Here is a 24,911-nt window from a genome sequence, read left to right on the forward strand (position 1 = left end):
TCGGGGCGTCATACCGAACGAGGGGGTGGGGGCGGTGCGTCGAGGCGCGCTGATGCTGGTCACGGGGTGGTTGGCGGTGCTGCTGAGCGGCGCCCCCGCGGTGGCGCGGCCCTCGCCCGCGGCGCCCGCGCACCCGGCCTCCGCGCAACCGGCCGCCGCGCAACCGGCCGCCGGGCACGCCGCCTTGACCCGCGCGGCCGGGGCGACCGCCGCCAAGGCCCCCGCGCCCGCCGCCTCCGGCCCGGACGCCCCCCGCAGCGGCCGGGCGTACATCGCCGAGCAGCTGCGCCGCGATCCGGTGTACATCAGCGACCAGGTGCCGCGCGAGGCCCCCCGCTCCAGCGCCCCGGTCTTCGCCGCCCAGGCCGCGCGGCTCCGGGTGCCCGTCTACGTCATGGTCCTGCCCGACACCGCGCTGGGCTCCGACGGCGCCGGCTTCCTCGCCGGCGTCCACGACCGGCTCGGCCGCAAGGGGCTGTACGTCGCGCTCAGCGGCCCCGGAATGCCCGAGGTACAGACCTACGGCGTGGCGTTGCCCGGCGCCCGGGACGCGGCCACCGCCACGCTCTACGAGATGCCGTACGACGCGACGGCCCGCGAACTCTTCCAGCACTTCGTCGACGTCCTCCTCTCCGGGCGGGCCCATGAGCGCGCCGAGGCGGGCCGTACCGCGTCCGGGCACGGCGCCGAGGTGCCGCAGCTGCACCCCGACTTCGTCGACCGGGAGAACCAGAGCTTCGTCACGGGCATCGCGGTCGCCGGAATCCCGCTCTCCGTCGTGCTGCTGGGCCTCTACACTCGCCGCCGGCTCCGGCTGCGCCGGGCGCGCGGCGGGGCGCCGGTCCCGGGCCCGCGCGCCGCTCCCGCGCTCTCCCTCCGTAAGTCCGGCGACGCACCGGAGAAGCAGGTCCGGACGGCGGAACGCACCCCGCGGCGCGGCGCGCCGGGCGGCGAGCGGAAGGGCGCCGCCGCCCCGCCCGGGCGCTTCGCCGGGCTGCGGCGTCCGCCCCGGACCGTGACGGTGCTGCTGGCCGTGGCGGTGGTCCTCGCGGGCGGGCTCGCCGTCACCGCCGCGCGCCTCTTCGACGACCGCTCCTACGGCGATGACGCCATCCCGACCCCGGCGGACATGCGCGCCCGCATCGAGCGGGTGGCCGCCGGGCTGCGCCACGACCCCCTCTACACCGACCCGGAGAGCGAGCCGGTCCTCACCTCCGCCGAGCGCACCCGGCTGCACGAACGCCTCGCCGCGCTTCACGTACCGGTGCTGGTCGTCGCGGTCCCCAGCCTCAGCGACGACGAATCGGGCGGCGATGACGACATCTTCGTCCGGACGCTCCACCAACGCCTGCACCGCGACGCGCTGTTCGTCCTCGCCGACCCGCTGTCGGACACCCTCTCCGTCGTCAACCACGGCGCGCCGATCAATGCGTACGCCCTGCCGAACAGCCTCTTCACGCTCCCCGAGCGGGGCGACACCCGCACGCTCGGCGACCGGCTCGACGCGGTGCTCCGCGATGTCGCCCGCGCCCCGCGGGACACGACGGTCTCCCGGCCGTACGACCCCGGGGCCGCGGACGACCCGGTCGCGGAGAAGGTACTGCCCAGCGTGTTCGCGGCGGATTTCGCGCCGGGGCTGATGATCGGCACGTTCCTCGCGGCGCTGCTGCTCGGACTGGTCGCGACGGTACGGGCCCTGGTCGCCGCGGTACTGCGGCGCCGGACGGCCGACGGCCGGGCCGCCGGCGACATGGCGGTCGAGGCCCCTGCCGAACCGTCCCTCACATGGCTGCGGCGCACCGCCCGGCAGGAGGCCGACGCCCTGGCCGCCGCGCTGGACGCCCACGACTCCCTGCCGGAGCCGGCACACCGCCGGGCCTGGGAGTGCCTGGACGCCGCCGCCCTGCTCATCGACGGTGACGGCGACGGCCGGGTCGACGCGGACGCCACCCCCTCCTCCCTGGCGTGCGCCGTCGCACTGGCCCGCGCCGGTCGGGCGGCCGTCGCGGAGGCCGCCGCGCCGGAGCGGCTGTGCCACCGCAATCCGCTGCACGGTCCGGCGCACGGCACCCGGCGTATCGCTCCGCCGGGCGGCGGCCGCGCCCGGTCGCTGCCGGTCTGCAAGCGGTGCCGCGCGGTTCCGGCGCCGGTGCTGCGGCTGGGCCCGGCGGCGGACAGCGGCCGGGCGGAGCGCGTGCCGTACCCCGAGCTGCCCGGGCCGCTGGCCGCGCTCAGCACCGGCACCCGGATCGACCAACTCACCCGCGACGTACGGGAGTACTTCGGTGTTCACTGACCTCCACCCCCGCCGCCCGCGCCGCGCCGGGGCCCGCCGCCGGATGCCCGCCGTGGCCGCCGCCGTGGTCTCGGCGCTGGCCCTGGTGTGGTGTACCGCGTCGCCGGGGGCCGCCGCCGGGAGTCCCGGGCAGAAGATCGCCGATGCGCTGCGCCGCTCCCCCGTCTACGTCGATCCGTCGCTGGACTCGGCGGTCGGCGCGGCCGACCGGAAGCGGCTGGCCGAGCAGATCCGCACGACGCGGCTGCCGATCCGGGTGGTGCTGGTGCCGCTGGTCGAGGGCGACAGCTGGGGCGGCGACCCCGCGCAGCTCGCGGAGGTGGTCCACGACCGGCTGGGCAGCGATCCGTCGATCATCATCACGCTCGGCGAGTTCCACGACGACATCGCCGCCCGCGAATGGCCCACCGACGCGCATCAGGCGCAGCATGCCGCGGCGGCCGTCTTCCACCAGGGCGACATGGACGGCGCGGGGACGGCCCGCCGCATCGAGCGGGCCATCGACATCATCGCGGCGGGCGACGGCGACAAGGAGTACGAGAAGGCCACCGCGGACCTCAACGCGCCGCCATCATCGGAGAGTTCGAAGGATTCCGAAGGAGCGTCCAAGCCCTCGGCCCCCGTGAAGTCCTCCGGCTCTCCCGTGATCCGGGCGCTCACGCTGGTGGCCGGTCCGTTGCTGCTGCTCGGCGCGGTGGGGTTGCTGTGGCGGCGGCGGGCCCGGGTGCGGGATCTGGACACGCCGTTCGCGTTGCCGCGTTCCGTCTTCGCCGCCGCCCGGCGGGCCGACGAGGCGGAGCTGCGTGACCGCGCGGCGGAAGAAGTGGTGCGGCTGGGCGAGGAGGCACGCGCCGCACAGGGCGATCCGCAGGCCGTCGGGCGGGCCCTCGACGCGTACGCCGCGGCCGGTTCGGTGCTGGACCGCGCCCGGGGACTGCCGGATCTGGCGGGCGTGTTCGCGCTGATAGCCGAGGGCCGCGCGGCGCTCGGCCCGGAGGACACCGCGCTGCCCCTGTGCTTCTTCCATCCGCTGCACGGACCGGCCGCCCGCGTCCTGCCGTGGCGTCCGCTCGGCCGCCGCGAGGAGCTGCGGGTCGCGGCCTGTGAGTCCTGCATCCGCGCGATACGGTCCCGCCGGGCTCCCGAGGTCCTCACCGACCGGCAGGACGACCGACCGGTCCCGTACTTCGAGGTGGACGCCGCACACAGCCTCTGGGCCGCCACCGGTTACGGCTCCCTGACCTCCGGGGAGCCCGGTGACTCCCTCACCGCACGCGTCCGACGCGGCGACTTCACCCGCACGTTGGACGCTTCCTAGCGCGGCGGCGGGCGCCCGGCTCCGGGCCGGGCGCCCCGGGTCAGACCGCGGGCAGCGCGTAGATCTCGTCGCCGTGGGTGGCCAGCAGGCGGCGGCCGGCGGCGGTGACGTGCCACTGGTCCAGGCTTCCGGTGTTGTCGTTGTAGTGCCAGCGGACCTTGCCGGTCGCCGGGTCGAGGGCGAAGACGCCGCCGGCGTCGTCGTAGGAGGCGCCGTAGAGCGTGCCGCGGACGGCGAGGAATTCGGTCGGCGCCCGGCGCGCGCCCGGGTCCTCGCAGAGCCACAGTTTGCGGCCGCGCGCCGGGTCCACCGCCCAGACGCCACCGCTGTGATCGGCGGCGTACACCACGCCGTTGACGACCATCGGCTGGTAGAAGCTGAGGCGCCCGGCGGAGGAGAGCGACCAGTCCGCCTCACCGGTGTCGAGGCGGACGGCGCGCAGCTGGGGGCCGCCGAGGAAGATCCGCCCGGCGTGCACGGCGGGCCGCCAGGCGATGTCGTCGCCGAGCTTGCGGCTCCACAGTTGCCGGCCGTCGGCGATGTCGCGCACCGTGACGTTGCTCCGGCCGTCGGTGTAGACGAGCCGGTCGCCGGAGACGGTGCCTTCGAGTTCGAAGTCCATCGTTCCCTTGTCGCGCGGCTTGCTCCACTCCATACGGCCGGTACGGATGGTGATCGCCGCGACGGCGGTCAGCCGCTCGGTGGTGTCCTCGGTGCGGACCGACGCGACGACGTAGAGGCGTTCCCCGTCGGCCGCGAGGATGCGCTGGACGGTGAGGTCACCGCCGAGGCGGCTGCGCCACACCTCCTTGCCGGTGTCCGGGTCGAGGCCGATGACATCGCCGTTGTACTCGGTGCTGACGAGGAAGAGCTTGCCGTCGGCGAGGATCAGCGGGGCGCCGGCGGTGGCGACGCCCTTGCGGCTCCAGACGGTGGCGCCGGTCGTCGCACGGCGCGCGACCAGCGGATCGCCGCTGATCAGCAGCAGCCCGTTGTGGACGGCGAGCGGCCGGTCGCCGTTGAGGCTGTCGGTCTCGGCGGTGCGGTGCCACAGGACGGCGGGCGGGGTGCCGGGCGGCGGGGTGGTGAAGTCGTCGGTCTCCGGGGCGTTGCCGCCGCGCCCGCCGTCGTCGTTCCTGCCGCCCGTCCGGTTGCTCAGCGCCCAGACCCCGGCGCCACCGAGGGCGGCCACCCCCACCGCGCCTCCGGCGGCCAGCCCGAGGAACCGCCGCCGGGAGGGTGCCGGGACGTCACCGGACGCGAGCGGGGCGGTCGTTCCCCCCGGCCCGGACGGCGCGCTCGCTCCGGCGCCGGCCGGTGCGTACGGCTGGACGGCAGCGGGCCCGGCGGGCGCGGGTACGCCGCCCTCGGACCGGCCGGTGCCGGGTGCGGCGTCCTTGCCGGCGCCGAGGAGATACGTCGGCGCGGTGCCGAACCTCTGCTCCACACGGGGATCTCGGGGTGCGCCGGGCGGGCCGGCGTCCGGCGCCGCGGGGTTCCCGAGGGGCGGCGTGCCGGTGCCGGGCGACGGCGGGCCGGTGGGGGTCTCCAGGTCGAGGAGGCGGGCGGCGTGGGTGGCGATGGTCGAGGCGACCGCGCCGGGCAGCCAGTTGGCGAAGGCGGTGGCGGTGCCATCCGGGGCGAGCGCGGCCAGCACCTCGGCGGGGGCGGGCCGCCGGTCCGGGTCGCGGTGCAGACAGGAGGTGATCAGCCCGAGAAGCCTGTCGGGCACCCCGCCGAGATCCGGTTCGCCGTGGACGACCTGGTAGAGCACCGCGGCGGGCGTGGCCTCGGCGTACGCGCCGTGGCCGGTGGCGGCGTAGGTGAGGACCGCGCCGAGCGCGAAGACGTCCCCGGCTGTGCCGACGCGTTGGCCGAGCACCTGCTCGGGCGGGATGTAGCCGGGCGAGCCGACGACCACACCGGTCTGGGTCATGCGGTTCCCGTCGACGGCGCGCGCGATGCCGAAGTCGATGACGCGGGGGCCGTCGGCGGCGAGCAGGACGTTGGACGGTTTGAGGTCGCGGTGGACCAGCCCGACGGCGTGGATCTCGGTCAGTGCGGCGGCCAGCCCGGCGCCCAGGGCGCGGACGCTGTGTTCGGGCAGCGGACCGTGTTCCTCGACGACTTCGGTCAGCGACGGCCCGAGGACGAAGGCGGTCGCGAGCCAGGGCAGCGAGGCGTCGGTGTCCGCGTCGACGACGGGTGCGGTGTACCGCCCGGAGACGGCGCGGGCTATCTCGACCTCCTGCCGGAACCGCCCCCGGAACCCGGTGTCCTGCGCCAGATCGGGCCGTACCACCTTCACCGCGACGGTGCGTCCCCCGGCGGACCGCGCGAGATAGACGCGTCCCATCCCACCGGCGCCTATCCGGCCCAACAGGCGGTACGGCCCGAGGGCTTGCGGGTCGTCCGAAAGCAAGGGGTCCATCGCGGGCCTTCCACGTCTGTCGGGAGTTACGGGGAACACGTCGCGCGGGGCGCCACCCCACGGGTTCCCCACGCGGACGACGGCCGACGCGGCACGGCAGTGATCGTAGCGTTGGCCGAAATCCGGCACCTTCCGGATCTCACGACGAGCCGGGCCACGGGCCTGCCCCGGGTACGGAGGCACTCATGGGGCGTCGGCCCGCCGCGCTCCCCCTCCCCCTCTCCGCTGTCGGCCCGGCCTCCGGCATCGCGCGACGCGCATCACGCAACGCCCGGCACCCGACCTTCAACGGGGCAGCACTCAACGCGCGCCCCCGAACAGGACCCGGCTCAGGGCCCGCTCAGGGATCGAAGACCACCGGCCGGATCTCCGGTCACGAAGCGTCAGCCGACCACGGCCCACGGCGCCCATCCCCACCCGGGCGCACAGGAGCGCCCGTCACCCGGCGTCCCTCACCCCGGTATCGCGGTCCGCAGGAACGGTTCGACGGCGCGTTGCCAGGCGTCGGGGTGTTCCCAGGGCAGCAGATGGCCCGCGTCGGGGATCTCGGCGTAGCTGCCGCCCGGGAGGACGCGGACCATCTCCTGTGCCTCGGCGCGGCCCAGCTCGCCGTCCTGGCCCCGGACGACGAGGGCGGGGCAGCGGACCTCGGCCAGCTCCTCCCAGTGGGCGTCGGTCACCCACGTCTCGCGGGCGGTGAGCATCTGGCGGCGGGAGAAGACCGGGCGCCAGCCGTCGGCACGCTCGGCCATCACCTCGGCGAAGAACGCGCCGCGCGCCGGGCGGGGGCGCTCCAGCGACGGGTCCTCCTCGCCGAACCAGCGGCGGACGTCCGCGAGGGTGGCGAAGGGCAGCGGCCAGGTGGCGAACCACTCGGCCCATTCCCGCTGCGAGGCGGCGCCCAGCGCGGATGCCCGCATGTCACAGATGACCAGCGCGCCGACCAGGTCCGGGCGGCGGGCGGCGAGCTGCCAGGCGGTCAGCGCGCCCATGGCGTGGCCGATGACGGTCACCGGGGCGAGGCCGAGCTGCTCGATGGCGGCTATCGCGTCCTCGACGTAGGAGGCGCGGTCGAAGGGGCCGTCGGCGGGCTTCTCGCTGCGGCCGTGGCCCCGCTGATCGAGGGCGACGGCGCGGTGGCGTGCGCCGAGCCAGCGGGCGGTGTCGGCCCAATGGGACGCGCGCCCCATCAGGCCGTGGAGCAGCAGGACGCCGGGGCGCCGCTCGCCGTCCTCCGGCCCGCCGTCGCCCTTGGGCGGGTCGGTGAATTCCCAGGCCGCGAGCCGTACCCCGCCGGCCCCCGTCACCTCGATGCGCCGCACCATGTGCCCTGGCACCCCCACTCGTCCCTTGACCCACTCCACACTATCGAATCTTCATTCGAATACGGCGGTCTCGTACGGAAGTCCCCTCGTTCGGGTGACAGTGCGTAGGGATAGCCGGGGATCCGTACGGGGAGACAGCTACCGGGGGACGGACCCCGCCGGACCGGGGATCCGTAACGCAGGACCTTGAGAGCTCGGGGCTCCAGGTCCTGACGGGGGAGTTGGGGGAGGCGGGGCCCCGGATGCTCGCAGCGCCGGGGCCCCGAAGCACCGCAGGGCCCGCGCCGGGTCGCCGGGCGCCGTGGCTCGTGGGTTCCGCGCCCCGCCACCGGGCGCCTCGTTCGGTCCGGTTCCGCTGCCCCCACCCGCGCCTCCTCCCCCGGAAGCCGCCCGTCCACGGCTCCCCCGTACCGCTCCACACCGGGCCGCCGCAGCCCGGACCGGGCTCGTCCGCATGCCGGTCGGCACCACGGCGAGCATCCGTGTGGGCGCCAAGGGTGACACGTCCCCGGCCGTTCCGCACCGGTTCGTGCAATGCCTCATCCCGTGCCCGCCCCGTCCGGGAGGCGCCACGGCGCACGGCTCCCCGCTTCTGCGCAGCTCAGAGTGGGGAAACGGGCACGGAGGGAGTTCCGCGGAGGAAGCGGGTCCGGCCGGAGGAAGCGGCGCCGCCCGCGCCTGCGCCGCCGTACGACGGCCGTCAGGCGGCCGGACCGGGCAGGCCGGGAGAGGCGGCCACCGGAGCAGCCCCCGCATACACAGCGGCGCCCCGTGCCGGCCGGCACGGGGCGCAAGCCTTCCGCCGTACGCACCGGCAACCCGGCGCCCGGCGCGATACACCGGTCCGCCGCGACGCACGCCTCACCGCGCACTGCGACGGACCGTCAACGCCTCACGGCGAGCCCGTCAGCGCTTCGCGACGAACACGTGCGCGGCGATCTCCGACTCCAGCTCCGCCGCCTCGCCGCTGCTGCCGACGAGGACGCCGGCGGGCGCCTCGGTCACGCTGACGACCGCGCCCGGCTGGACCCCGGCCCGCCGCAGCGTGTACATCAGCTGGGCGTCGGCCTGGATGGGCTCGCCGATGCGGCGGACCACGACGGTCTTGCCGTCCGGACCGGCGTCCAGCTCGGTGAGGCTGACCATGCCGGTCTCCAGGAACGGATCGGCCTCCGCCTTCTCACCCAACTCCTCCAGGCCCGGGATGGGGTTGCCGTACGGCGACTCCGTCGGGTGGCGCAGCAGCTCGACGACGCGGCGCTCGACCGCCTCGCTCATCACGTGCTCCCAGCGGCACGCCTCGGCGTGCACCTGCTCCCACTCCAGCCCGATGACGTCGACGAGCAGGCACTCGGCGAGGCGGTGCTTGCGCATCACGCGCGTCGCCAGCCGGCGGCCCTCCTCCGTCAGCTCCAGATGGCGGTCGCCCGCGACGGACAGCAGGCCGTCGCGCTCCATGCGGGCGACGGTCTGGCTGACCGTGGGGCCGCTCTGTTCGAGCCGCTCCGCGATCCGGGCGCGCATCGGGACCACACCTTCCTCTTCGAGTTCGAGGATGGTGCGGAGATACATCTCCGTGGTGTCGATCAGTCCGGACATGCGTGCCCCTAGCTGTGTCGTGCGGGTGGCCCTGGATTCAATTCTGACGCATCCCACCGACAACGGCGCCGTCTCCGCTCGCGGCGGTTGCCGCCCGGGGGCGCGCACAAGCCGTCCGGGGGCCGTCGCGTCAGCCGTATTGACAGCGCGCTGGTCCAGACCGCAACGTGATCCGCGCCACGGCCGCCCGCCGACCGGTGCGTCCGCACCCGGGCCGGGGCGGGGGGAATCCATGAGCTGCGACGAGGGAGACCGCGGGAATGGCTGAGAGCGACCGGCTTGCCGGGCAGTACTTCGATGCCGCGATCGAGCTGCTGCGGCAGGCTCGCGACGACGGGGGTCCCGCCATCGCCGCCGCCGGACGGCTGATCGCCGACACCGTCGAGGCGGGCGGACGCGTCTTCTCCTTCGGCGCCGGACACTCCTCGCTGCCCGCGCAGGACACCGTCTACCGGGCGGGCGGTCTCGCGATCATGAACCTGCTGTCGGTGCCGGGGGTGGTGGGCGTGGACGTCCGGCCCGCGACGCTCGGCAGCGCGCTGGAGCGGGTCGACGGGCTGGCCGCCGCGGTGCTGGACACCAGCCCGCTGCGGGCCGGTGACGTGCTGGTGATCATCTCGCTCTCCGGACGGAACGCGCTGCCCGTCGAGATGGCGATGAACGCCCGGGCGCTCGGCATAAAGGTCATCGGCCTGACCTCGGTCGCCTACGCGGACGCCACCTCCTCCCGGCACGTCTCGGGCACCTTCCTCAAGGACCACTGCGACCTGGTGCTCGACAGCCGGATCCCGGTGGGCGACGCGGAGCTGCGGCTCCCCGGGATCGACGCGCCGTTCGCGCCCGCCTCCACGGTCGTCACCAGCGCGATCATGCAGGCGGTGGTGGCGACCGCCGCGGGTGCGCTGGCCGAGCGGGGCGTCGAACCGCCGTTGCTGCGCTCCGGCAACGTCGACGGCGGCCACGAGTGGAACGGCCGGGTGATGCGGGAGTACGCGGACCGGATCTTCTACCGGCAGTGAACCGGAGCCGCCGGGGACGGCCCGTGCCCGGCGGCGGCCCCGCGCCCGGCCCGCCACCGGGTGCGGGAACCGTTCAGCCGCCGGTCCGGCCGTCCGGCGCCGCCGCCAGGTCCAGGGCGGCGGCGATCCGGGCGGCGACCTCCTCCGCGTAGGCGGCGTCGGCGCGGTCGAAGGGGCGGCGGGCCGGGGTGCGCAGGAAGGTGGCGACGCCGAGGGTGCGGGCGCGGCTGCGCAGCACCACACAGAGTCCGTGGACCGTGCCGTCCGGCCACCGCCGGGCCGCCGCCCAGCCGTCCTCGCCGGCCGCGCCCACGCTCGTACGCACCGAGCCGCCGCGCGCGTACGCCTGCCGGGCCGGATGTCCGGCGGCGTACGCGACGGGGACGGCGGACGGCTGCGGCGCCGCGCAGGAGCCGGGGGATCCGGCGGGCGAGGCGAGGGCCCGCCGCAGCCGGACGGCGGCGCCGTCGCCCGCTCCCCCGTCGTCGCCGTCCCGGGCGGGCGCGGGCGCGACGACATCGACGAGGGCGTGGTCGGCGAAGCCCGCGAGGGCGTAGTCGAGGTGGACGGCGGCGGCCTCCCGCGGGTCGGGGCAGTCGGCGGCGGCGCGGCTCGCGCGGTGCAGCTGCTGGGTGCGGAAGCGGAGCAGCGCGCCGTCCTGTTCGGCCTGTTTGGCGTCGGTGACGTCCTGGAAGAGCCAGGCGACGCCGAGCGGCGCCGGCTCCTCGGAGAGCGGGGAGGCCAGGCGGACGAAGCCACTGCGCCAGCAGCGGCGGGGGCGTTCGGCGTCGGGGGCGCGCAGCGTCACCCACAGGTCGATCGACCCGGGCGGCTCGCCCTCCGCGAGGACGTGCTGGAGCGCCGCCTCCACCTCCTCGGCGCCCTGGTCGAGCAGGTCGCCGAGGGGGCGGCCGAGGAGGGCGTCACGGCCGGATTCCAGGGCGCGGGCGGCGGGGGTGTTGACGACGGCGGGCCGCAGGTCGGCGTCGACGAGGAGGACGCCCCAGGGGGCGTCGTCGCAGAGCGCCTCGCTCAGGGCGAGGGAGCGCTCCAGGCCGATCTGGTCGTGCACGGCGGTGAAGACGCAGTAGACGCCGGTGGCCCGGCCGTCGGGTCCGCGGACGGCGGAGGTCTGGCCGCGGACCAGGACGCGGCGGCCGTCCTTGGTGAGCAGGGCGTAGTCGCGCACCTGATGGCCGGGCGCGTGCAGGGCGGCGAGAAGGGCGGACTCGGTGGCGTCCGCGTCCTCGCCGCGGACCGCCCAGCCGGTCAGCCCGCGGCGGCCGACGGCCTCGGCGGCGGGCCACCCCAGGAGCTGTTCGGCCTCGTGGTTCCAGTGGGTGAGCGTGCCGTCCGCGGCAAGGGCGAGGAGCGCGGTGTCCATGCCGTCGAGGAGGGCGGCGAGCAGCCCGGTGTCGTCGGCGGGCCCGACCGCGCCGGGCGGTGCGGCGGCCGTGGCCGGGGTGTGTTCCGCCGAGGAACCGTACGAAGCGGAGCCGTACGAAGCGGTCACTGGAACCCCCTACGGACGCGGTGGCGCGTGCTGGACCTGGGCACATTCAACTCGAACGTGACGCAGCACACACCCCCTTCGCGGAAATCCCGGGGCCGTTAGCGCGGTCGGGGCGCCCCGGACGACGCGGGTGCCCCGGGGGCCGCAGCCGCCCCGCGCGTCGCGGGAAATTAATTCGCTTGTGCGGGTCCGGGCCCGTTCCTAGGGTGAGATGCACACGAGAAGGGAGGTGGTTCGGCCAATGATTTCTCACCGGACGCGTGAGGTGGCTGCGGCCTAGGGCCGTCGCTTCACACCCAGTGCGGTAAGGCCCGCGCATACTGCAGATGCGTCGTAGGCCAATTCCCAGCAGTCACCCGACCCGTGGGCCCCGGTCCGTCCGACCGGCCGCCGCGCCACCCGGCGCGGCGGAAGCGGCCCACGGGTCGTCTGCGTTTCCGGGCCCCGCGCGGGCCGCTCCCCCTGATCCCCGGGCCCTTCGCAGGGCCCGTCCGTCGTTTCCGGGCGCCGCCCGGGGATCAGGCCGTCCGGGTCACGGTGCGAGGCGCTCCACGGTCCAGCCGGTGGCGGCGCGGACGTAGCGGAGGCGGTCGTGGAGACGGTTCTCCCGGCCCTGCCAGAACTCGACGGTCTCGGCGGTGACGCGGTAGCCGCCCCAGTGCGGCGGTGCGGGGACCTGCTCGCCCTCGGGGTAGCGGGCCGCCAACGCGTCGTAGGCGCCTTCCAGTTCGGCGCGGGAGGCGATCGGCGCGGACTGGTCGCTGGCCCAGGCGCCGAGTTGGGAGCCGTGCGGGCGGGAGCGGAAGTAGGCGGCGGTCTCGTCGCGGCCGATGCGGGCGGCGGTGCCGGTGACGATGACCTGACGGGCCAGCGGGTGCCAGGGGAAGAGCAGCGCCAGGTGCGGGTTCTCGGCGAGGTCGCGGCCCTTGCGGCTGGTGTAGTTGGTGAAGAACACGAAGCCGCGGCCGTCGAACGCCTTCAGCAGCACCGTGCGGGAGCTGGGGCGGCCCGCGGCGTCGGCGGTCGAGACGACCATGGCGTTGGGCTCGTGGATCCCGGACGCGGCGGCTTCCTTGAACCAGCGCGCGAACTGTGCGTACGGCTCGGCCGCCAGCTCGGTCTCGGTCAGCCCCTCGGCGCGGTAATGGGCGCGCATCGACGAGGGATCGAGGGTTTCGTGGGCATCGGGGGAAGGCGCGTCGGCGGAGTGCACGGCCTCATCTTGCAGCATCGTTCCGCGCGGGGGCAGGGCGCGGGCCGGAAGTCTGCCCGTCGTCGCCCGCGCGTAACCCTCTCGTAGGCGAATCGACCAGTGTGCCGGACGTCACGCTTCCTTGCAGGTGGGGAAAGCGCCAAACTTGCGGGTCGGTGCTGTGTGGACTCCGTACATCGGCGACCATCGTGACCGGACCGGCGGGCACCCGCCGTCCCTCGCCGGGGCCGCGCGTCCCGTGGACCACGCAGCGCACCGTCCGAACCGCGCCCGAGGGCCGTCCACCCCGGGCAGGGGATCGCGTCACCGCCTCAGCGAGGCATCCGGTGACCGGCGCGGACCGCGAGCTGCCGGGCGCAGCCGCGGAACCGTTCCGGCGCCGCACACCGAGCCGACCACGGCAACCGGTCACCGACCGTGGGCCGTCCGTACCTTGAGGAGTCGCCAGATGTCCGCATTCGTACCAGGACTTGAAGGTGTCGTCGCGTTCGAGACGGAGATCGCCGAACCGGACAAGGAGGGCGGCGCGCTGCGCTACCGCGGCGTCGACATCGAGGACCTCGTCGGCAGCGTGTCGTTCGGCAAGGTGTGGGGGCTGCTGGTGGACGGGGCGTTCGACCCCGGGCTGCCGCCGGCCGAACCGTTCCCGATCCCGGTGCACTCCGGGGACATCCGCGTCGACGTGCAGTCGGCGCTGGCGATGCTGGCGCCGGTGTGGGGCCTCAAACCGCTGCTGGACATCGACGAGCGGACGGCGCGCGACGACCTGGCGCGCGCCGCGGTGATGGCGCTGTCGTACGTGGCGCAGTCGGCGCGCGGGCAGGGGCTGCCGATGGTGCCGCAGCGGGAGATCGACAAGGCGGAGACCGTCGTGGAGCGGTTCATGCGGCGCTGGCGCGGGGAGCCGGACCCCAAGCATGTGGCGGCGGTGGACGCGTACTGGACGTCGGCGGCGGAGCACGGCATGAACGCGTCGACGTTCACCGCCCGGGTCATCGCCTCGACCGGCGCGGATGTGGCGGCGGCGCTGTCCGGGGCGGTCGGCGCGATGTCGGGGCCGCTGCACGGCGGGGCGCCGTCGCGGGTGCTCGGCATGATCGAGGAGATCGAGCGGACCGGCGACGCGGCGGCGTACGTCCGTAAGACGCTGGACAAGGGTGAGCGGCTGATGGGCTTCGGGCACCGGGTCTACCGGGCCGAGGACCCGCGGGCGCGGGTGCTGCGGCGGACCGCGAAGGAACTGGGCGCGCCCCGCTTCGAGGTGGCCGAGGCGCTGGAGAAGGCGGCGCTGGAGGAGCTGCACAACCGGCGTCCGGACCGGGTGCTGGCGACGAACGTGGAGTTCTGGGCGGCGATCACGCTGGACTTCGCGGAGGTCCCGTCGCACATGTTCACCTCGATGTTCACCTGCGCCCGTACGGCCGGGTGGAGCGCGCACATCCTGGAGCAGAAGCGGACCGGGCGGCTGGTGCGGCCGTCGGCCCGGTACGTGGGTCCGGCGGCGCGCGCCCCGCGGGAGATCCCGGGGTTCGACACGGCGGCGCACTGAGGCCGACGGGCCGCGCACCGGGGCGTCTCCCGGTGCGCGGCCCGTCCGCCGTGCGGGGCCGCCTCAGCCCAGCGCCTCGTCCAGCAGCCCGGCCCACTGGTCGACGACGCGTTCCCGGCGGGGCGAGTCGTCGCTGAGCAGGGTGGCCAGGCCCAGGCCGCGGGCCATGTCCAGGAGGCCCTGGACGGTTTCGCGGACGCCGGGGAGGGATTCGTCGACGCCGAGCAGATCGACGGCGGTGCGGTGGCACTCCCGGCCGACCCGGGCCTCCAGTTCGGTGACGCGGGTGCGCAGCTGGTCCTCGGAGGTGGCGGCGACCCAGAGGTGGAGGGCGGCGCGGAAGAGCGGGCCGGTGTAGAGGTCGACGATCGCGGCGACGACGGCGCGGCGGTCGGTGGCGGCACCGGCGGCCGCCGGGAAGAGGTCGCGCAGCGCCTGCGAGCGTTCCTCGGCGACATGCTCGACGGCGGCGGTGAACAGGTCCTCGCGGGTGGGGAAATGGTGCTGGGCGGCGCCGCGGGAGACCCCGGCGCGTTCGGCGACGACGGCGACGGTGGAGCCCGCCCAGCCGTGTTCGGCCAGGCAGGCCAGCGCCGCCTCCAGCAGACCGCGGCGGGTGGCCCGGCTGCGTTCCTGCTGGGGCGCCTTGGCGGCGCGGGTGGTGTTCAGCGTGCCCATCGCGGAGCCCTTCGCTCCAGGAAGGCGGTCATGCCCTCGCGTGCCTCGGCGGAGGCGAAGAGCCGCGCGGACTCGGCGGCCAGCCGCTCGGTGTCGCGGTCGAAGGTGCGCAGCACCTCGGCGGTGACCAGCGCCTTCGAGGCGGCCAGGCCCTGCGGGGAGCCCTGGCGCAGCCCGTCGAGTATCGGGGCGAGGGCGGTGTCGACGTCGTCGGCGGCGACGGTGACCAGGCCGATGCGGGCGGCCTCGGCGGCGTCGAACCGCTCGCCGGTGAGGTAGTAGCGGCCGGCCGCGCGTGCGTCGAGGCGGGGCAGCAGCGGCATCGAGATGACGGCCGGGGCGAGTCCGAGGCGCGCCTCCGTGAAGGCGAAGGTGGCGCCGGGCCCGGCCACCGCTATGTCACAGGCGCCGAGCAGCCCGGTGCCCCCGGCGCGGACGTGCCCGGTGACCCGGGCGACGACCGGTTTGGGCAGCTCCACCACCGCGCGCAGCAGCCGGGTCAGGCCCAGCGGCGCGTCGGTGGGCGCGCCGCCGGCCGCCTCGGTGAGGTCGGCGCCGGCGCAGAAGGTGGTGCCGGTGTGGGTGAGGACGACGGCGCGCACGGCGTCGTCGGCGCCGGCCGCGGCGAGGGCGGTGTGCAGCTCGCCGACGAGGCGGGCGGAGAGCGCGTTGCGGCGGCGCGGGGAGTCCAGCGTGAGGGTGGTGACGCCCTGGTCGTGGACGGTGCGGACGAGCGGATCGGCGTCGTCCGGGGCGGCGGCGGTTGCCGTGGTGTCGGTCATCGGGCCGTGGAACTCCTTTCCCTGGCGCGGAGTTCGCGACGCAGGATCTTGCCGGTCACCGCGCGCGGCACCGTGTCGGTGAACTCCACGCGGCGCACCCGCTTGTACGGGGCGACTCGTCCGGCAACGTACGTGAGAACGTCGTCGGCGCGCAGCGCCGCCCCCGGGCGGCGGACGACGTACGCCTTGGGGATCTCGTTGCCGTCGGTGTCGGTGACGCCGATGACGGCGGCGTCGGCGATGTCGTCGTGGGCGAGCAGCAGCGCCTCCAGATCGGCGGGGGCGACCTGGTACCCCTTGTACTTGATCAGCTCCTTGACGCGGTCGACGACGTAGAGCCAGCCGTCGGCGTCCATCCGGCCGATGTCGCCGGTGTGGAGCCAGCCGTCGGCGTCGATCATCGCGTCGGTGGCCTCGGGGCGGCCGAGGTAGCCCTTCATCACCTGTGGGCCGCGCAGCACGATCTCGCCGTCCTCGCCGGGCGGCAGGTCCTCGCCGGTGGCGAGCGACACCAGCCGCATCTCGGTGCCGGGCAGCAGCCGGCCGACGGTGCCGGGCGGGGCGTCCGCGCCCGGCGGCACGAGGTGGCTGGCGGGCGAGAGTTCGGTCATGCCGTACGCCTGGAGGACGGACGTGAGGCCCAGGCGGCGGGCGCAGGCGTCGGCGAGCTGGGCGTCCAGCGGGGCCGCGGCGCAGACCAGGTACTTCAGGGACGAGAGGTCGTAGCGGTCCACCAGGGGGTGTTTGGCGAGGGCGAGGACCATCGGGGGTGCGGCGTAGACGGCGGTGATGCGGTGGCGCTGGATCGTGTCGAGGAACTGTTCCAGGTCGAAGCGGGGCAGGACGACGACGGTGGCGCCGGCGCGCAGCGGAGCGTTCATCAGGGCGGTGAGGCCGTACATGTGGAAGAACGGCAGCACGGCGAGGATGCGGTCGTCGGGTCCGCCGGTGAGGAACGCGTCGAGTTGGGCGAGGTTGGTGGCGACCGAGCGGTGGGTGAGCATCACGCCCTTGGGGGAGCCGGTGGTGCCGGAGGAGTACGGCAGGACCGCGAGGTCGGCGGCGGGGTCGAGGGCGACGTCCGGTTCCGGGTCGGTGGTGTCGGCGAGGTCGAGGACGGAGCGGTGGCCGTCGGCGCGGTCGCAGACCAGGATCTCGACGACGTGTCCGGCCCGCCGGGCGGCGTCCCGGGCGGTGCCGAGGAGGGCGGCGACGGTGATGATGCGGCGCGCCCCGGAGTCGGCGAGCTGCCCGGCGAACTCCTCGGCGGTGGCGAGCGGGTGGACGGTGGTGACGGCCGCCCCGCAGCGCCAGGCGGCGAAGCAGACGACGGGGAAGAGCACGCTGTTCGGGCTGTGCAAGGCGAGTACGTCGCCCTTGGCGAGACCGGCCGCGGCGAGCCCGGCGGCGAGGCGGCGGCTGAGGTGGTCGAGGCGGGCGTAGCCGAGGGCGGTGCCGTCGGTGGCGTCGATCAGCGCGGGGTGGTCTCCGCGGGCGGCGGCACCGGCCAGCACGTAGGAGTGGACCGGCTCGGTGACGGGGGCGAGCGGGGGGTGGTCGCTGTGGAACAGGTGGGTTGCCATGCCGGGGTTCCTTCCGTGGCAGGAGCACGGCGCGGAGGCGGGGACGCCGCGCCGCGCTCGGGGAGGGTGGTTCCTGCGGCCCCCGTTCGCGCTGCCTCAGTACGACTTGGGGAGGCCCAGCGTCTGGTGGGAGATGTAGTTCAGGATCATCTCTCGGCTGACGGGGGCGATCCGCGCGACGCGGGCGGCGGTGACGAGGGACGCGAGGCCGTACTCGTGGGTGAGGCCGTTGCCGCCGAGGGTGTGGACGGCCTGGTCGACGGCGCGGACGGCGGCCTCCCCGGCAGCGTACTTCGCCATGTTGGCGGCTTCTCCGGCGCCGATGTCGTCCCCGGCGTCGTAGAGGTGGGCGGCCTTCCCCATCATCAGGCGGGCGCATTCCAGGTCGATATGGGCCTGGGCGAGCGGATGGGCGATGGCCTGGTGGGCGCCGATGGGGTCCTTCCAGACCTGCCGGGTGCGGGCGTAATCGACGGCGCGTTCGAGGGCGTAGCGGCCCATACCGAGGGCGAACGCGGCGGTCATGATGCGTTCGGGGTTGAGCCCGGCGAAGAGTTGGAGGAGTCCGGCGTCCTCGTCGCCGACGAGTGCGTCGGCGGGCAGCCGGACGTCGTCGAGGACCAGCTCGAACTGCTTCTCGGGGGCGGCGAGTTCCATCGGGATGGGGCTGCGGCCGAAGCCGGGCGCGTCGCGTGGGACGAGGAAGAGACAGGGCTTGAGGCGGCCGGTGCGGGCGTCCTCGGTGCGGCCGACGACGAGGGTGACCTCGGCGATGTCGACGCCGGAGACGAAGACCTTGCGGCCGGTGAGTATCCAGTCCGCGCCGTCGCGGCGGGCGGTGGTGGTGATCTTGTGGGAGTTGGAGCCGGCGTCCGGTTCGGTGATGCCGAAGGCCATGGTGCGGCTGCCGTCGGCGAGCCCCGGCAGCCAGGTGCGCTTCTGTTCCTCGGTGCCGAAGCGGGCGATGACGGTGCCGCAGATGGCCGGGGAGACCACCATCATCAGCAGCGGGCAGCCGGCGGCCCCCAACTCTTCGAGGACGAGGGAAAGTTCGACGATGCCGCCGCCTCCGCCGCCGTACTCCTCGGGGAGGTTGACGCCGAGGTAGCCGAGCCCGGCGGCCTCCGCCCAGAGTTCGTCGGTGTGGCGCCCCTCGGCGACGACGCGGGTGAAGTACTCCCGGCCGTACCGCTTGCCGAGCGCCGCGACGGCGGCGCGCAGATCACGCTGTTCCTCGGTCTCGATCACGGAGTTGCGCAGGGCGGTGCTCATGAGGGCTCCCTCTGTGCGGCAGGTGAGACGGGTGAGCGGGGTGAGTGGGGTGAGTGGGGTGAGGCATGGGATACGGGGGCGGGGGCCGGCCGTCGGGGCCCGGCCGGGCGCGGCGCACGGCCGTCAGTCGCCCACCACCGCCAACAGGGCACCGACCTCCACCTGCGTCCCGACGCGGACCGGCAGGCTGGTCAGCGTGCCGGCGGCGGGGGCGGTGACGGTGTGCTCCATCTTCATCGCCTCCATCCAGAGCAGCGGCGCCCCGGCCTCGACCCGGTCGCCCTCGGCGAGTCCGGGGGCGAGGCGGACGACGGTGCCGGGCATCGGGGCGAGCAGCGAGCCGGGGCGGGTGCGGTCGGCGGGGTCGGGGAAGCGGGACAGCGCGGTGAAGGCGTGGCCGCCGGTGGCGGTGTCGACATGGACCCGGTCGCCGTAGCGCGCCACCGCGAACTCCCGCCGCACCCCGTCGACGTCGAGGACGACGCCGTCCGCCGTGTGCGCCAGCAGCCGTACGCCGGGGAAGTCCTCGGCGTGCAGCGCGCCGCGCACCAGGCGGTAGCGGATCCCGTACGTCTCCCCGTCGGCGGCGTACGTCTTGACCTGCGGCTGGGAGGGCAGGTTGCGGAAGCCGCCGAAGCGGGAGCGGCCGTGGGCGTCGGCGAGGGCGGCGGCCAGCGCGGCGAGCCGGGTGCGGGCCGGGTGCGCCGCGTCGTGGCCGGTCAGCTCGGTGAGATGGCGGTCGTAGAAGCCGGTGTCGAGGCCGTCGGTGGTGGTGAAGGCGGGGTGGCGCAGGGAGCGGACCAGCAGGTCGCGGTTGGTGACCGGGCCGTGGATGCGGGCGCGTTCGAGGGCGTGGGCGAGGCGGCGGACGGCCTCGGCGCGGGTCGGGGCCCAGGCGATGACCTTGGCAAGCATCGGGTCGTAGTGCGCGGTGATCACCGAGCCGTCGGTGACGCCGGAGTCGAGGCGGACGGCGCCGGGCACGGCGAGGCGGTGCAGCGGGCCGGTGCCGGGCCGCCAGTCGGCCGCCGGGTCCTCGGCGTAGAGCCGCGCCTCGACGGCGTGACCGCGGGGCAGCGGCGGGGCGGCGTCCAGCGGGTGCCCCTCGGCGACGGAGAGTTGGAGGGCTACGAGGTCGAGGCGGTAGATCTCCTCGGTGACGGGGTGCTCGACCTGGAGGCGGGTGTTCATCTCCAGGAAGAAGGCGCGGCCGTCGGCGGCGACGAGGAATTCGACGGTGCCGGCGCCGCGGTAGCCGATGGCCCGGGCGGCGCGGGCGGCGGCCTCGTGCAGCGTGGTGCGGAGCCCGTCGGGGAGTCCGGGGGCGGGCGCCTCCTCGATGACCTTCTGGTGGCGGCGCTGGAGGGAGCAGTCGCGGGTGCCGAGCGTCCAGACGCCGCCGTGCGCGTCGGCGAGGATCTGCACCTCGACGTGGCGGCCACCGGTGACGTACGGCTCGACGAAGACCTCGCCGTCCCCGAACGCGGCGGCGGCCTCGGCCCGGGCGGCCGCCAACTCTCCGTCGAGTGCGGAGAGTTCGGTGACGATCCGCATCCCGCGGCCGCCACCGCCGGATGCGGCCTTGACCAGCAGCGGGAGGTCGGCGGCGGTGGCGGTGGCCGGGTCGACGGGCGCGAGCAGCGGGACCCCGGCAGCCGCCATCAGCTCCTTCGCGCGGGTCTTGGACGCCATCGCCTCGATCGCCTCGGGCGGCGGGCCGATCCAGGTCAGCCCGGCGCCGGTGACGGCGGTGGCGAAGGCGGCGTTCTCGGAGAGGAAGCCGTAGCCGGGGTGGACGGCGTCGGCGCCGGCGGCGAGCGCGGCTTTCACGATCAGGTCGCCGCGGAGGTAGGTGTCGGCGGGCGCGTCGCCCGGCAGCCGGACGGCGGCGTCGGCCTCGCGGACGTGCGGGGCACCGGCGTCCGCGTCGGAGTGGACGGCGACGGTGGCGAGGCCCAGCTCCCGGCAGGTGCGGAAGACCCGGCGTGCGATCTCCCCGCGGTTGGCGACAAGAACACTCGAAAGAGTGAGGGGGGAAGGGGTCGTCGGTGTCCGATCGGTCATTGCTGCCTCACATCCGGAAGACGCCGAAGCCGCCGCGCGCGCCCTCGACGGGCGCGGTGTGCACGGCGGACAGGCACAGGCCGAGAACGGTGCGGGTGTCGCGGGGGTCGATGACGCCGTCGTCGTAGAGCCGCCCGGAGAGGAAGAGCGGCAGCGACTCCGACTCGATCTGCTGCTCGACCATCGCCCGCAGCCCGGCGTCCGCCTCCTCGTCGTACGGCTGCCCCTTCGCGGCGGCCGAGGCGCGGGCGACGATCGACAGGACCCCGGCCAGTTGCTGCGGGCCCATGACGGCGGATTTGGCGGTCGGCCAGCTGAAGAGGAAGCGGGGGTCGTAGGCGCGGCCGCACATGCCGTAGTGGCCGGCGCCGTAGGAGGCGCCCATCAGGACGGAGAGGTGCGGGACCTTCGAGTTGGAGACCGCGTTGATCATCATCGCGCCGTGCTTGATGATGCCGCCCTGCTCGTACTCCTTGCCGACCATGTAGCCGGTGGTGTTGTGCAGGAAGAGCAGCGGGATGTCGCGCTGGTTGGCCAACTGGATGAACTGCGCGGCCTTCTGGGACTCCTCGCTGAACAGCACCCCGCGGGCGTTGGCGAGGATGCCGACGGGATAGCCGTGCAGGGTGGCCCAGCCGCAGGTCAGGCTGGTGCCGTAGAGCGGCTTGAAGGCGTCGAAGTCGGAGCCGTCGACGATCCGGGCGATCACCTCGGCGGGATCGAAGGGCGCCTTGAGGTCGCCGGGGACGATGCCGAGCAGCTCCTCGGCGTCGTACTCCGGCGGCGGCGCGGGCGCCGGATCGGGGTGTGCCTTGCGCCAGTTGAGGCGGGCGACGACCCGGCGGGCCCGGCGCAGCGCGTCCGGCTCGTCGAGCGCGAGGTGGTCGGCGAGTCCGGAGGTGCGGGCGTGCATCTCGGCGCCGCCCAGCGATTCGTCGTCGCTCTCCTCGCCGGTGGCCATCTTGACCAGCGGCGGACCGCCGAGGAAGACCTTGGCGCGCTCCTTGACCATGATCACGTGGTCGGACATCCCGGGGACGTACGCGCCGCCCGCGGTGGAGTTGCCGAAGACCACGGCGACGGTCGGGATCCCGGCGGCGGAGAGCTGGGTGAGGTCCTTGAAGAGCGCCCCGCCCGGGATGAAGATCTCCTTCTGGCTCGGCAGATCCGCGCCGCCGGACTCGACGAGCGAGATCACCGGCAGCCGGTTGGCGTACGCGATCTCGTTGGCCCGCAGCGCCTTCTTCAGCGTCCACGGGTTGGAGGCGCCGCCGCGGACCGTCGGATCGTTGGCGGTGATCAGGCACTCCACGCCCTCGACCACGCCGATACCGGTGACCAGCGCGGCGCCCGTCGCGTAGTCGCTTCCCCAGGCGGCGAGCGGCGACAGCTCCAGGAACGGTGTGTCCGGGTCGAGCAGCAGCTCGATGCGCTCGCGGGCGGGCAGCTTGCCGCGCTTCCGGTGGCGGGCGAGGTACTTCTCGCCGCCGCCCGCCAGCGCCTGCCCGTGGGCCTCCTCGACCTCCGCGAGCTTGGCCAGCATCTCCGTACGCCGCTGCGCGTACGCCTCGTCCGTGGTGTCGAGCGCGGTCGCCAGGACGGTCACAGCAGTACCTCCGGTATCTCCAGGTGCCGGGAGCGCAGCCACTCCCCCACCGCCTTGGCCTGCGGATCGAAACGCGCCTGTGCGGCGACGCCCTCCCCCAGCAGCCCCTCGACCACGAAGTTCACCGACCGGAGACCGGGCAGCAGATGCCGGTCGACGGTCAACCCGTCCGTCTCCGGCAGCAGTTCACGGAATTTCCGCACGGTCAGCGTGTGGGCGAGCCACCGCCACGCCGGCTCCGTCCGGGCCCATACGCCGACGTTGGCGGAGCCGCCCTTGTCGCCGCTGCGGGCGCCGCAGACCGCGCCGAGCGGGGCCCGGCGGACCGGCAGCCCGGCGGCCGGCGGTGCCGGCGGCTCCGGGTCGGGCAGCCGGACCAGCTCCCGGGTGGCGGCGGGCGGCGCCACCGGGTGGCGGGTGCCGTCGGGCAGCACCGCCGTGTGCGTCACCTCCGCGCGCGCCACCGGCACCGCCTCGAAGACGCCGTACGGGGCGCCCTTGCCGGGCGGCGCGGTGAGGTGGAAGCCGGGGTAGCTGCCCAGCGCCAGTTCGACGGCGGCGCCGCTGACCGCCCGGCCGACGGCCGCCTCGTCCCGGTCGCGGACGACGAGCCGCAGCAGCGCGCTCGCCTCCTCCTGGACCGACGCGTCGGCGTGGTCGGTGCGCGCCAGCGTCCACCGCACCTCGGCGGGGCGGGCGCCCGCCGCCTCGAACGCCGCCGCCATCTGCTCCCGGACCAGCGCCGCCTTGGCCTCGATGTCCAGCCCGGTCAGCACGAACGTGACCTCGTTGCGCCAGCCGCCGAGCCGGGTCAGCCCCGCCTTCAGCGCGGGCGGCGGCGCCTCGCCGCGCACCCCGTCGATCCGGACCCGGTCGGGCCCGTCCTGGTGCAGCCGGACGGTGTCGAGCCGGGCGGTGACGTCCGGTCCGGCGTAGCGGGCGCCGTCGGTCTCGTAGAGGAGCTGGGCGGTGACGGTGCCGGTGGTGACGGCGCCGCCGGTGCCGGGGTGTTTGGTGATCACGGCGGTGCCGTCGGCGGCGATCTCGGCGAGCGGGAAGCCGGGGCGGCGTACGTCGTGGTCACCGAAGAAGCTGTAGTTGCCGCCGGTGGCCTGGGTGCCGCACTCCAGGACGTGCCCGGCGACGACCGCCCCGGCCAGCGCGTCCAGGTCGTCCGGGCCCCACCCGAAGTGGGCTGCCGCGGCGCCGCTGACCAGCGCGGCGTCGGTGACCCGCCCGGTGACCACGACGTCGGCCCCGGCCCGCAGACAGGCGGCGATGCCGTCGCCGCCGAGGTAGGCGTTGGCGGTGAGCACCCCGTCGCCCCAGCGGGCGCGGTCCCCGGTGGCCAGCAGGTCGTCGCCCTCGACATGGGCGACCCGTACGGGCACGCCGACCTTGTCCGCCAACTCCCGTACGGCGTCGGCGAGCCCGGCGGGGTTGAGTCCGCCCGCGTTGGTGACGATTTTGACGCCGCGCTCGGCGGCGAGCCCGAGGCCGTCCTCCAACTGCCGCAGGAAGGTCCTGGCGTAGCCGCGCCTCGGGTCCTTGAGCCGGTCGCGGCCGAGGATCAGCATGGTCAGCTCGGCCAGATAGTCGCCGGTCAGCACGTTGAGCGGGCCGCCGGTGAGCATTGTGCGCAGGGCGTCGAAGCGGTCGCCGTAGAAGCCGGAGGCGTTGCCGATCCGCAGCGCCTCGCCGCTCATCCGGCCGCTCCCCCGCCCGTGCCGGACGGCGCCCGGCCCGGCCCCGGCGGGCCCGCGAACGCCTGGGCGATGGACAGCCAGCGGTCGGCGTCGGCGCCCTCGGCGCGCAGGCTCGGCAGGTCGTCGCGGTGCGCCCGCTGGGTCACCAGCAGGCAGAACTCCAGCGCCTCACCGGTGACCCGCTGCCGGGCGCCCGCCGGCCCGTACGTCCACACCGCCCCGTCGGGCGCCCGCAGCTCGACGCGGAACTCCTCGTCCGGGGGCGGGAGGTGGCGTGCGGTGTAGGCGAAGTTCCGGGCCCGGACGCCGATCCGGGCGACGTGGCGCAGCCGGGCGGTGGGCGTCCGGACGGCGCCGAGCGCGTCGGCGACGTCCTGGCCGTGCGCCCAGGTCTCCATCAGCCGCCCGGTGGCCATCGACGCGACGCTCATCGGCGGGCCGAACCACGGCAGCTTCGTCCCGTCCGGCACCGCACGCAACGCGGTGAGCAGCGCCTCACGCCCGGCCCGCCACCCGGCGAGCAGCGCGGCGGGCTCCTGCCGCGCCCCCTCCTCGGCGCCCTCGTCGACGAAGGTGTCCGGCGCCGCGAGGGCGTGCGCGACGGCGCGGGCGAAGGCGTCCGGGTCGGTCGCGGCGGCGAGCGCCTGCCGGTCGGTCCAGGCGAGGTGGGCGATCTGGTGCGCGACGCGCCACCCGGGGGCGGGCGTCGGCTCCGCCCACCGCCCGGCCGGCACCGCGGCGACCAGCGCGTCCAGCTCCTCGCTCTCGTCCCTGAGATCCGCCAGTACGGCGCCGGGATCGGCCACGCGACACTCCCTCCCGGACCCGCCGTGGACGGACCCGGATCAGCTGCCCTGCCTGTTCGGTGTGCGATTTGCTGACTGCTGACTGCTACGTGCTCGGCGTACGCACCCGGGAAGCGCTCGGCCGCCCGTTCGCGGCGGCGGGCCCGTGGTG

The 24,911-nt window shown here is 75.2% G+C and carries 17 protein-coding genes; 4 read left to right on the top strand and 13 right to left on the bottom strand.

What is annotated here, in order from left to right; genetic code table 11:
- The first annotated feature begins 52 nt into the window (after positions 1–52).
- The gene (locus ACF1BH_RS03360; protein WP_391640678.1) at positions 53–2,296 is read left to right on the top strand and encodes a hypothetical protein; all 2,244 of its coding nucleotides are present in this window, start codon (positions 53–55) and stop codon (positions 2,294–2,296) included.
- Positions 2,286–3,614, top strand: a complete 1,329-nt coding sequence (locus ACF1BH_RS03365) for a hypothetical protein (RefSeq protein ID WP_391640679.1) — start codon at positions 2,286–2,288, stop codon at positions 3,612–3,614. The genes ACF1BH_RS03360 and ACF1BH_RS03365 overlap by 11 nt, the downstream gene beginning before the upstream one ends.
- Before the next feature lie 40 nt (positions 3,615–3,654).
- Here the strand turns inward: ACF1BH_RS03365 and ACF1BH_RS03370 are convergent, their stop codons facing one another.
- The 3 genes from ACF1BH_RS03370 to ACF1BH_RS03380 form a co-directional block, all read right to left on the bottom strand.
- On the bottom strand, positions 3,655–6,045 hold the full coding sequence (locus tag ACF1BH_RS03370; RefSeq protein WP_391640680.1) for a PQQ-binding-like beta-propeller repeat protein: 2,391 nt from the start codon (positions 6,043–6,045) through the stop codon (positions 3,655–3,657).
- Positions 6,046–6,497: 452 nt separating this feature from the next.
- Positions 6,498–7,370 (bottom strand): alpha/beta fold hydrolase, encoded by an 873-nt coding sequence (locus ACF1BH_RS03375; protein WP_391641006.1) that lies wholly within the window; start codon positions 7,368–7,370, stop codon positions 6,498–6,500.
- A 906-nt stretch (positions 7,371–8,276) separates the two neighbouring features.
- Entirely contained in the window at positions 8,277–8,969 is a 693-nt protein-coding gene (locus tag ACF1BH_RS03380) for a metal-dependent transcriptional regulator (RefSeq protein ID WP_030288323.1), read from the bottom strand.
- A gap of 260 nt (positions 8,970–9,229) precedes the next feature.
- On the opposite strand from ACF1BH_RS03380, the gene ACF1BH_RS03385 reads away from it, so the two are divergent.
- A complete protein-coding gene (locus ACF1BH_RS03385) occupies positions 9,230–9,988 on the top strand; it encodes an SIS domain-containing protein (protein ID WP_391640681.1) in 759 nt (252 codons plus the stop codon).
- Between the two features lie 73 nt (positions 9,989–10,061).
- Here the strand turns inward: ACF1BH_RS03385 and ACF1BH_RS03390 are convergent, their stop codons facing one another.
- Both ACF1BH_RS03390 and pdxH read right to left on the bottom strand, forming a co-directional pair.
- Positions 10,062–11,501: a PAS domain-containing protein gene (locus tag ACF1BH_RS03390; protein ID WP_391640682.1), complete on the bottom strand. Its 1,440-nt coding sequence runs from the start codon at positions 11,499–11,501 to the stop codon at positions 10,062–10,064.
- 532 nt (positions 11,502–12,033) lie between these two features.
- The gene (pdxH, locus tag ACF1BH_RS03395; RefSeq protein WP_391641007.1) at positions 12,034–12,657 is read right to left on the bottom strand and encodes a pyridoxamine 5'-phosphate oxidase; all 624 of its coding nucleotides are present in this window, start codon (positions 12,655–12,657) and stop codon (positions 12,034–12,036) included.
- 505 nt (positions 12,658–13,162) lie between these two features.
- Between pdxH and ACF1BH_RS03400 the strand changes: the two genes are divergently transcribed.
- Complete coding sequence (locus ACF1BH_RS03400) at positions 13,163–14,263, top strand: citrate synthase 2 (protein ID WP_391640683.1); 1,101 nt, start codon at positions 13,163–13,165, stop codon at positions 14,261–14,263.
- 63 nt (positions 14,264–14,326) lie between these two features.
- On the opposite strand, the gene ACF1BH_RS03405 is transcribed toward ACF1BH_RS03400, so the two are convergent.
- The 8 genes from ACF1BH_RS03405 to ACF1BH_RS03440 form a co-directional block, all read right to left on the bottom strand.
- The gene (locus ACF1BH_RS03405) at positions 14,327–14,941 is read right to left on the bottom strand and encodes a TetR/AcrR family transcriptional regulator (protein ID WP_391640684.1); all 615 of its coding nucleotides are present in this window, start codon (positions 14,939–14,941) and stop codon (positions 14,327–14,329) included.
- The gene (locus tag ACF1BH_RS03410; RefSeq protein WP_391640685.1) at positions 14,929–15,723 is read right to left on the bottom strand and encodes an enoyl-CoA hydratase family protein; all 795 of its coding nucleotides are present in this window, start codon (positions 15,721–15,723) and stop codon (positions 14,929–14,931) included. The genes ACF1BH_RS03405 and ACF1BH_RS03410 overlap by 13 nt, the downstream gene beginning before the upstream one ends.
- Positions 15,720–17,306: a 4-coumarate--CoA ligase family protein gene (locus ACF1BH_RS03415; RefSeq protein ID WP_391640686.1), complete on the bottom strand. Its 1,587-nt coding sequence runs from the start codon at positions 17,304–17,306 to the stop codon at positions 15,720–15,722. The genes ACF1BH_RS03410 and ACF1BH_RS03415 overlap by 4 nt, the downstream gene beginning before the upstream one ends.
- Positions 17,307–17,402: 96 nt before the next feature.
- Complete coding sequence (locus ACF1BH_RS03420; protein WP_391640687.1) at positions 17,403–18,578, bottom strand: acyl-CoA dehydrogenase family protein; 1,176 nt, start codon at positions 18,576–18,578, stop codon at positions 17,403–17,405.
- A gap of 123 nt (positions 18,579–18,701) precedes the next feature.
- Complete coding sequence (locus ACF1BH_RS03425; RefSeq protein WP_391640688.1) at positions 18,702–20,642, bottom strand: biotin carboxylase N-terminal domain-containing protein; 1,941 nt, start codon at positions 20,640–20,642, stop codon at positions 18,702–18,704.
- Positions 20,643–20,649: 7 nt separating this feature from the next.
- Positions 20,650–22,248: an acyl-CoA carboxylase subunit beta gene (locus ACF1BH_RS03430; RefSeq protein ID WP_391640689.1), complete on the bottom strand. Its 1,599-nt coding sequence runs from the start codon at positions 22,246–22,248 to the stop codon at positions 20,650–20,652.
- Entirely contained in the window at positions 22,245–23,954 is a 1,710-nt protein-coding gene (locus ACF1BH_RS03435) for an acyclic terpene utilization AtuA family protein (protein ID WP_391640690.1), read from the bottom strand. The genes ACF1BH_RS03430 and ACF1BH_RS03435 overlap by 4 nt, the downstream gene beginning before the upstream one ends.
- Positions 23,951–24,760, bottom strand: coding sequence for a TIGR03084 family metal-binding protein (locus ACF1BH_RS03440; RefSeq protein WP_391640691.1), 810 nt, complete (start codon positions 24,758–24,760; stop codon positions 23,951–23,953). The genes ACF1BH_RS03435 and ACF1BH_RS03440 overlap by 4 nt, the downstream gene beginning before the upstream one ends.
- Positions 24,761–24,911 lie beyond the last annotated feature (151 nt).

Source organism: Streptomyces sp. NPDC014733, from assembly GCF_043083385.1.
Taxonomy (GTDB): Bacteria; Actinomycetota; Actinomycetes; order Streptomycetales; family Streptomycetaceae; genus Streptomyces.

Excerpts from the sequence above, each read along its gene's own strand:
- ACF1BH_RS03360 (WP_391640678.1), top strand. The coding sequence starts at position 53 with ATGCTGGTCACGGGGTGGTTGGCGGTGCTGCTGAGCGGCGCCCCCGCG.
- ACF1BH_RS03370 (WP_391640680.1), bottom strand. The coding sequence starts at position 6,045 with ATGGACCCCTTGCTTTCGGACGACCCGCAAGCCCTCGGGCCGTACCGC.
- ACF1BH_RS03375 (WP_391641006.1), bottom strand. The coding sequence starts at position 7,370 with ATGGTGCGGCGCATCGAGGTGACGGGGGCCGGCGGGGTACGGCTCGCG.
- ACF1BH_RS03380 (WP_030288323.1), bottom strand. The coding sequence starts at position 8,969 with ATGTCCGGACTGATCGACACCACGGAGATGTATCTCCGCACCATCCTC.
- ACF1BH_RS03385 (WP_391640681.1), top strand. The coding sequence starts at position 9,230 with ATGGCTGAGAGCGACCGGCTTGCCGGGCAGTACTTCGATGCCGCGATC.
- pdxH (WP_391641007.1), bottom strand. The coding sequence starts at position 12,657 with ATGCGCGCCCATTACCGCGCCGAGGGGCTGACCGAGACCGAGCTGGCG.
- ACF1BH_RS03400 (WP_391640683.1), top strand. The coding sequence starts at position 13,163 with ATGTCCGCATTCGTACCAGGACTTGAAGGTGTCGTCGCGTTCGAGACG.
- ACF1BH_RS03405 (WP_391640684.1), bottom strand. The coding sequence starts at position 14,941 with ATGGGCACGCTGAACACCACCCGCGCCGCCAAGGCGCCCCAGCAGGAA.
- ACF1BH_RS03410 (WP_391640685.1), bottom strand. The coding sequence starts at position 15,723 with ATGACCGACACCACGGCAACCGCCGCCGCCCCGGACGACGCCGATCCG.
- ACF1BH_RS03415 (WP_391640686.1), bottom strand. The coding sequence starts at position 17,306 with ATGGCAACCCACCTGTTCCACAGCGACCACCCCCCGCTCGCCCCCGTC.
- ACF1BH_RS03420 (WP_391640687.1), bottom strand. The coding sequence starts at position 18,578 with ATGAGCACCGCCCTGCGCAACTCCGTGATCGAGACCGAGGAACAGCGT.
- ACF1BH_RS03425 (WP_391640688.1), bottom strand. The coding sequence starts at position 20,642 with ATGACCGATCGGACACCGACGACCCCTTCCCCCCTCACTCTTTCGAGT.
- ACF1BH_RS03435 (WP_391640690.1), bottom strand. The coding sequence starts at position 23,954 with ATGAGCGGCGAGGCGCTGCGGATCGGCAACGCCTCCGGCTTCTACGGC.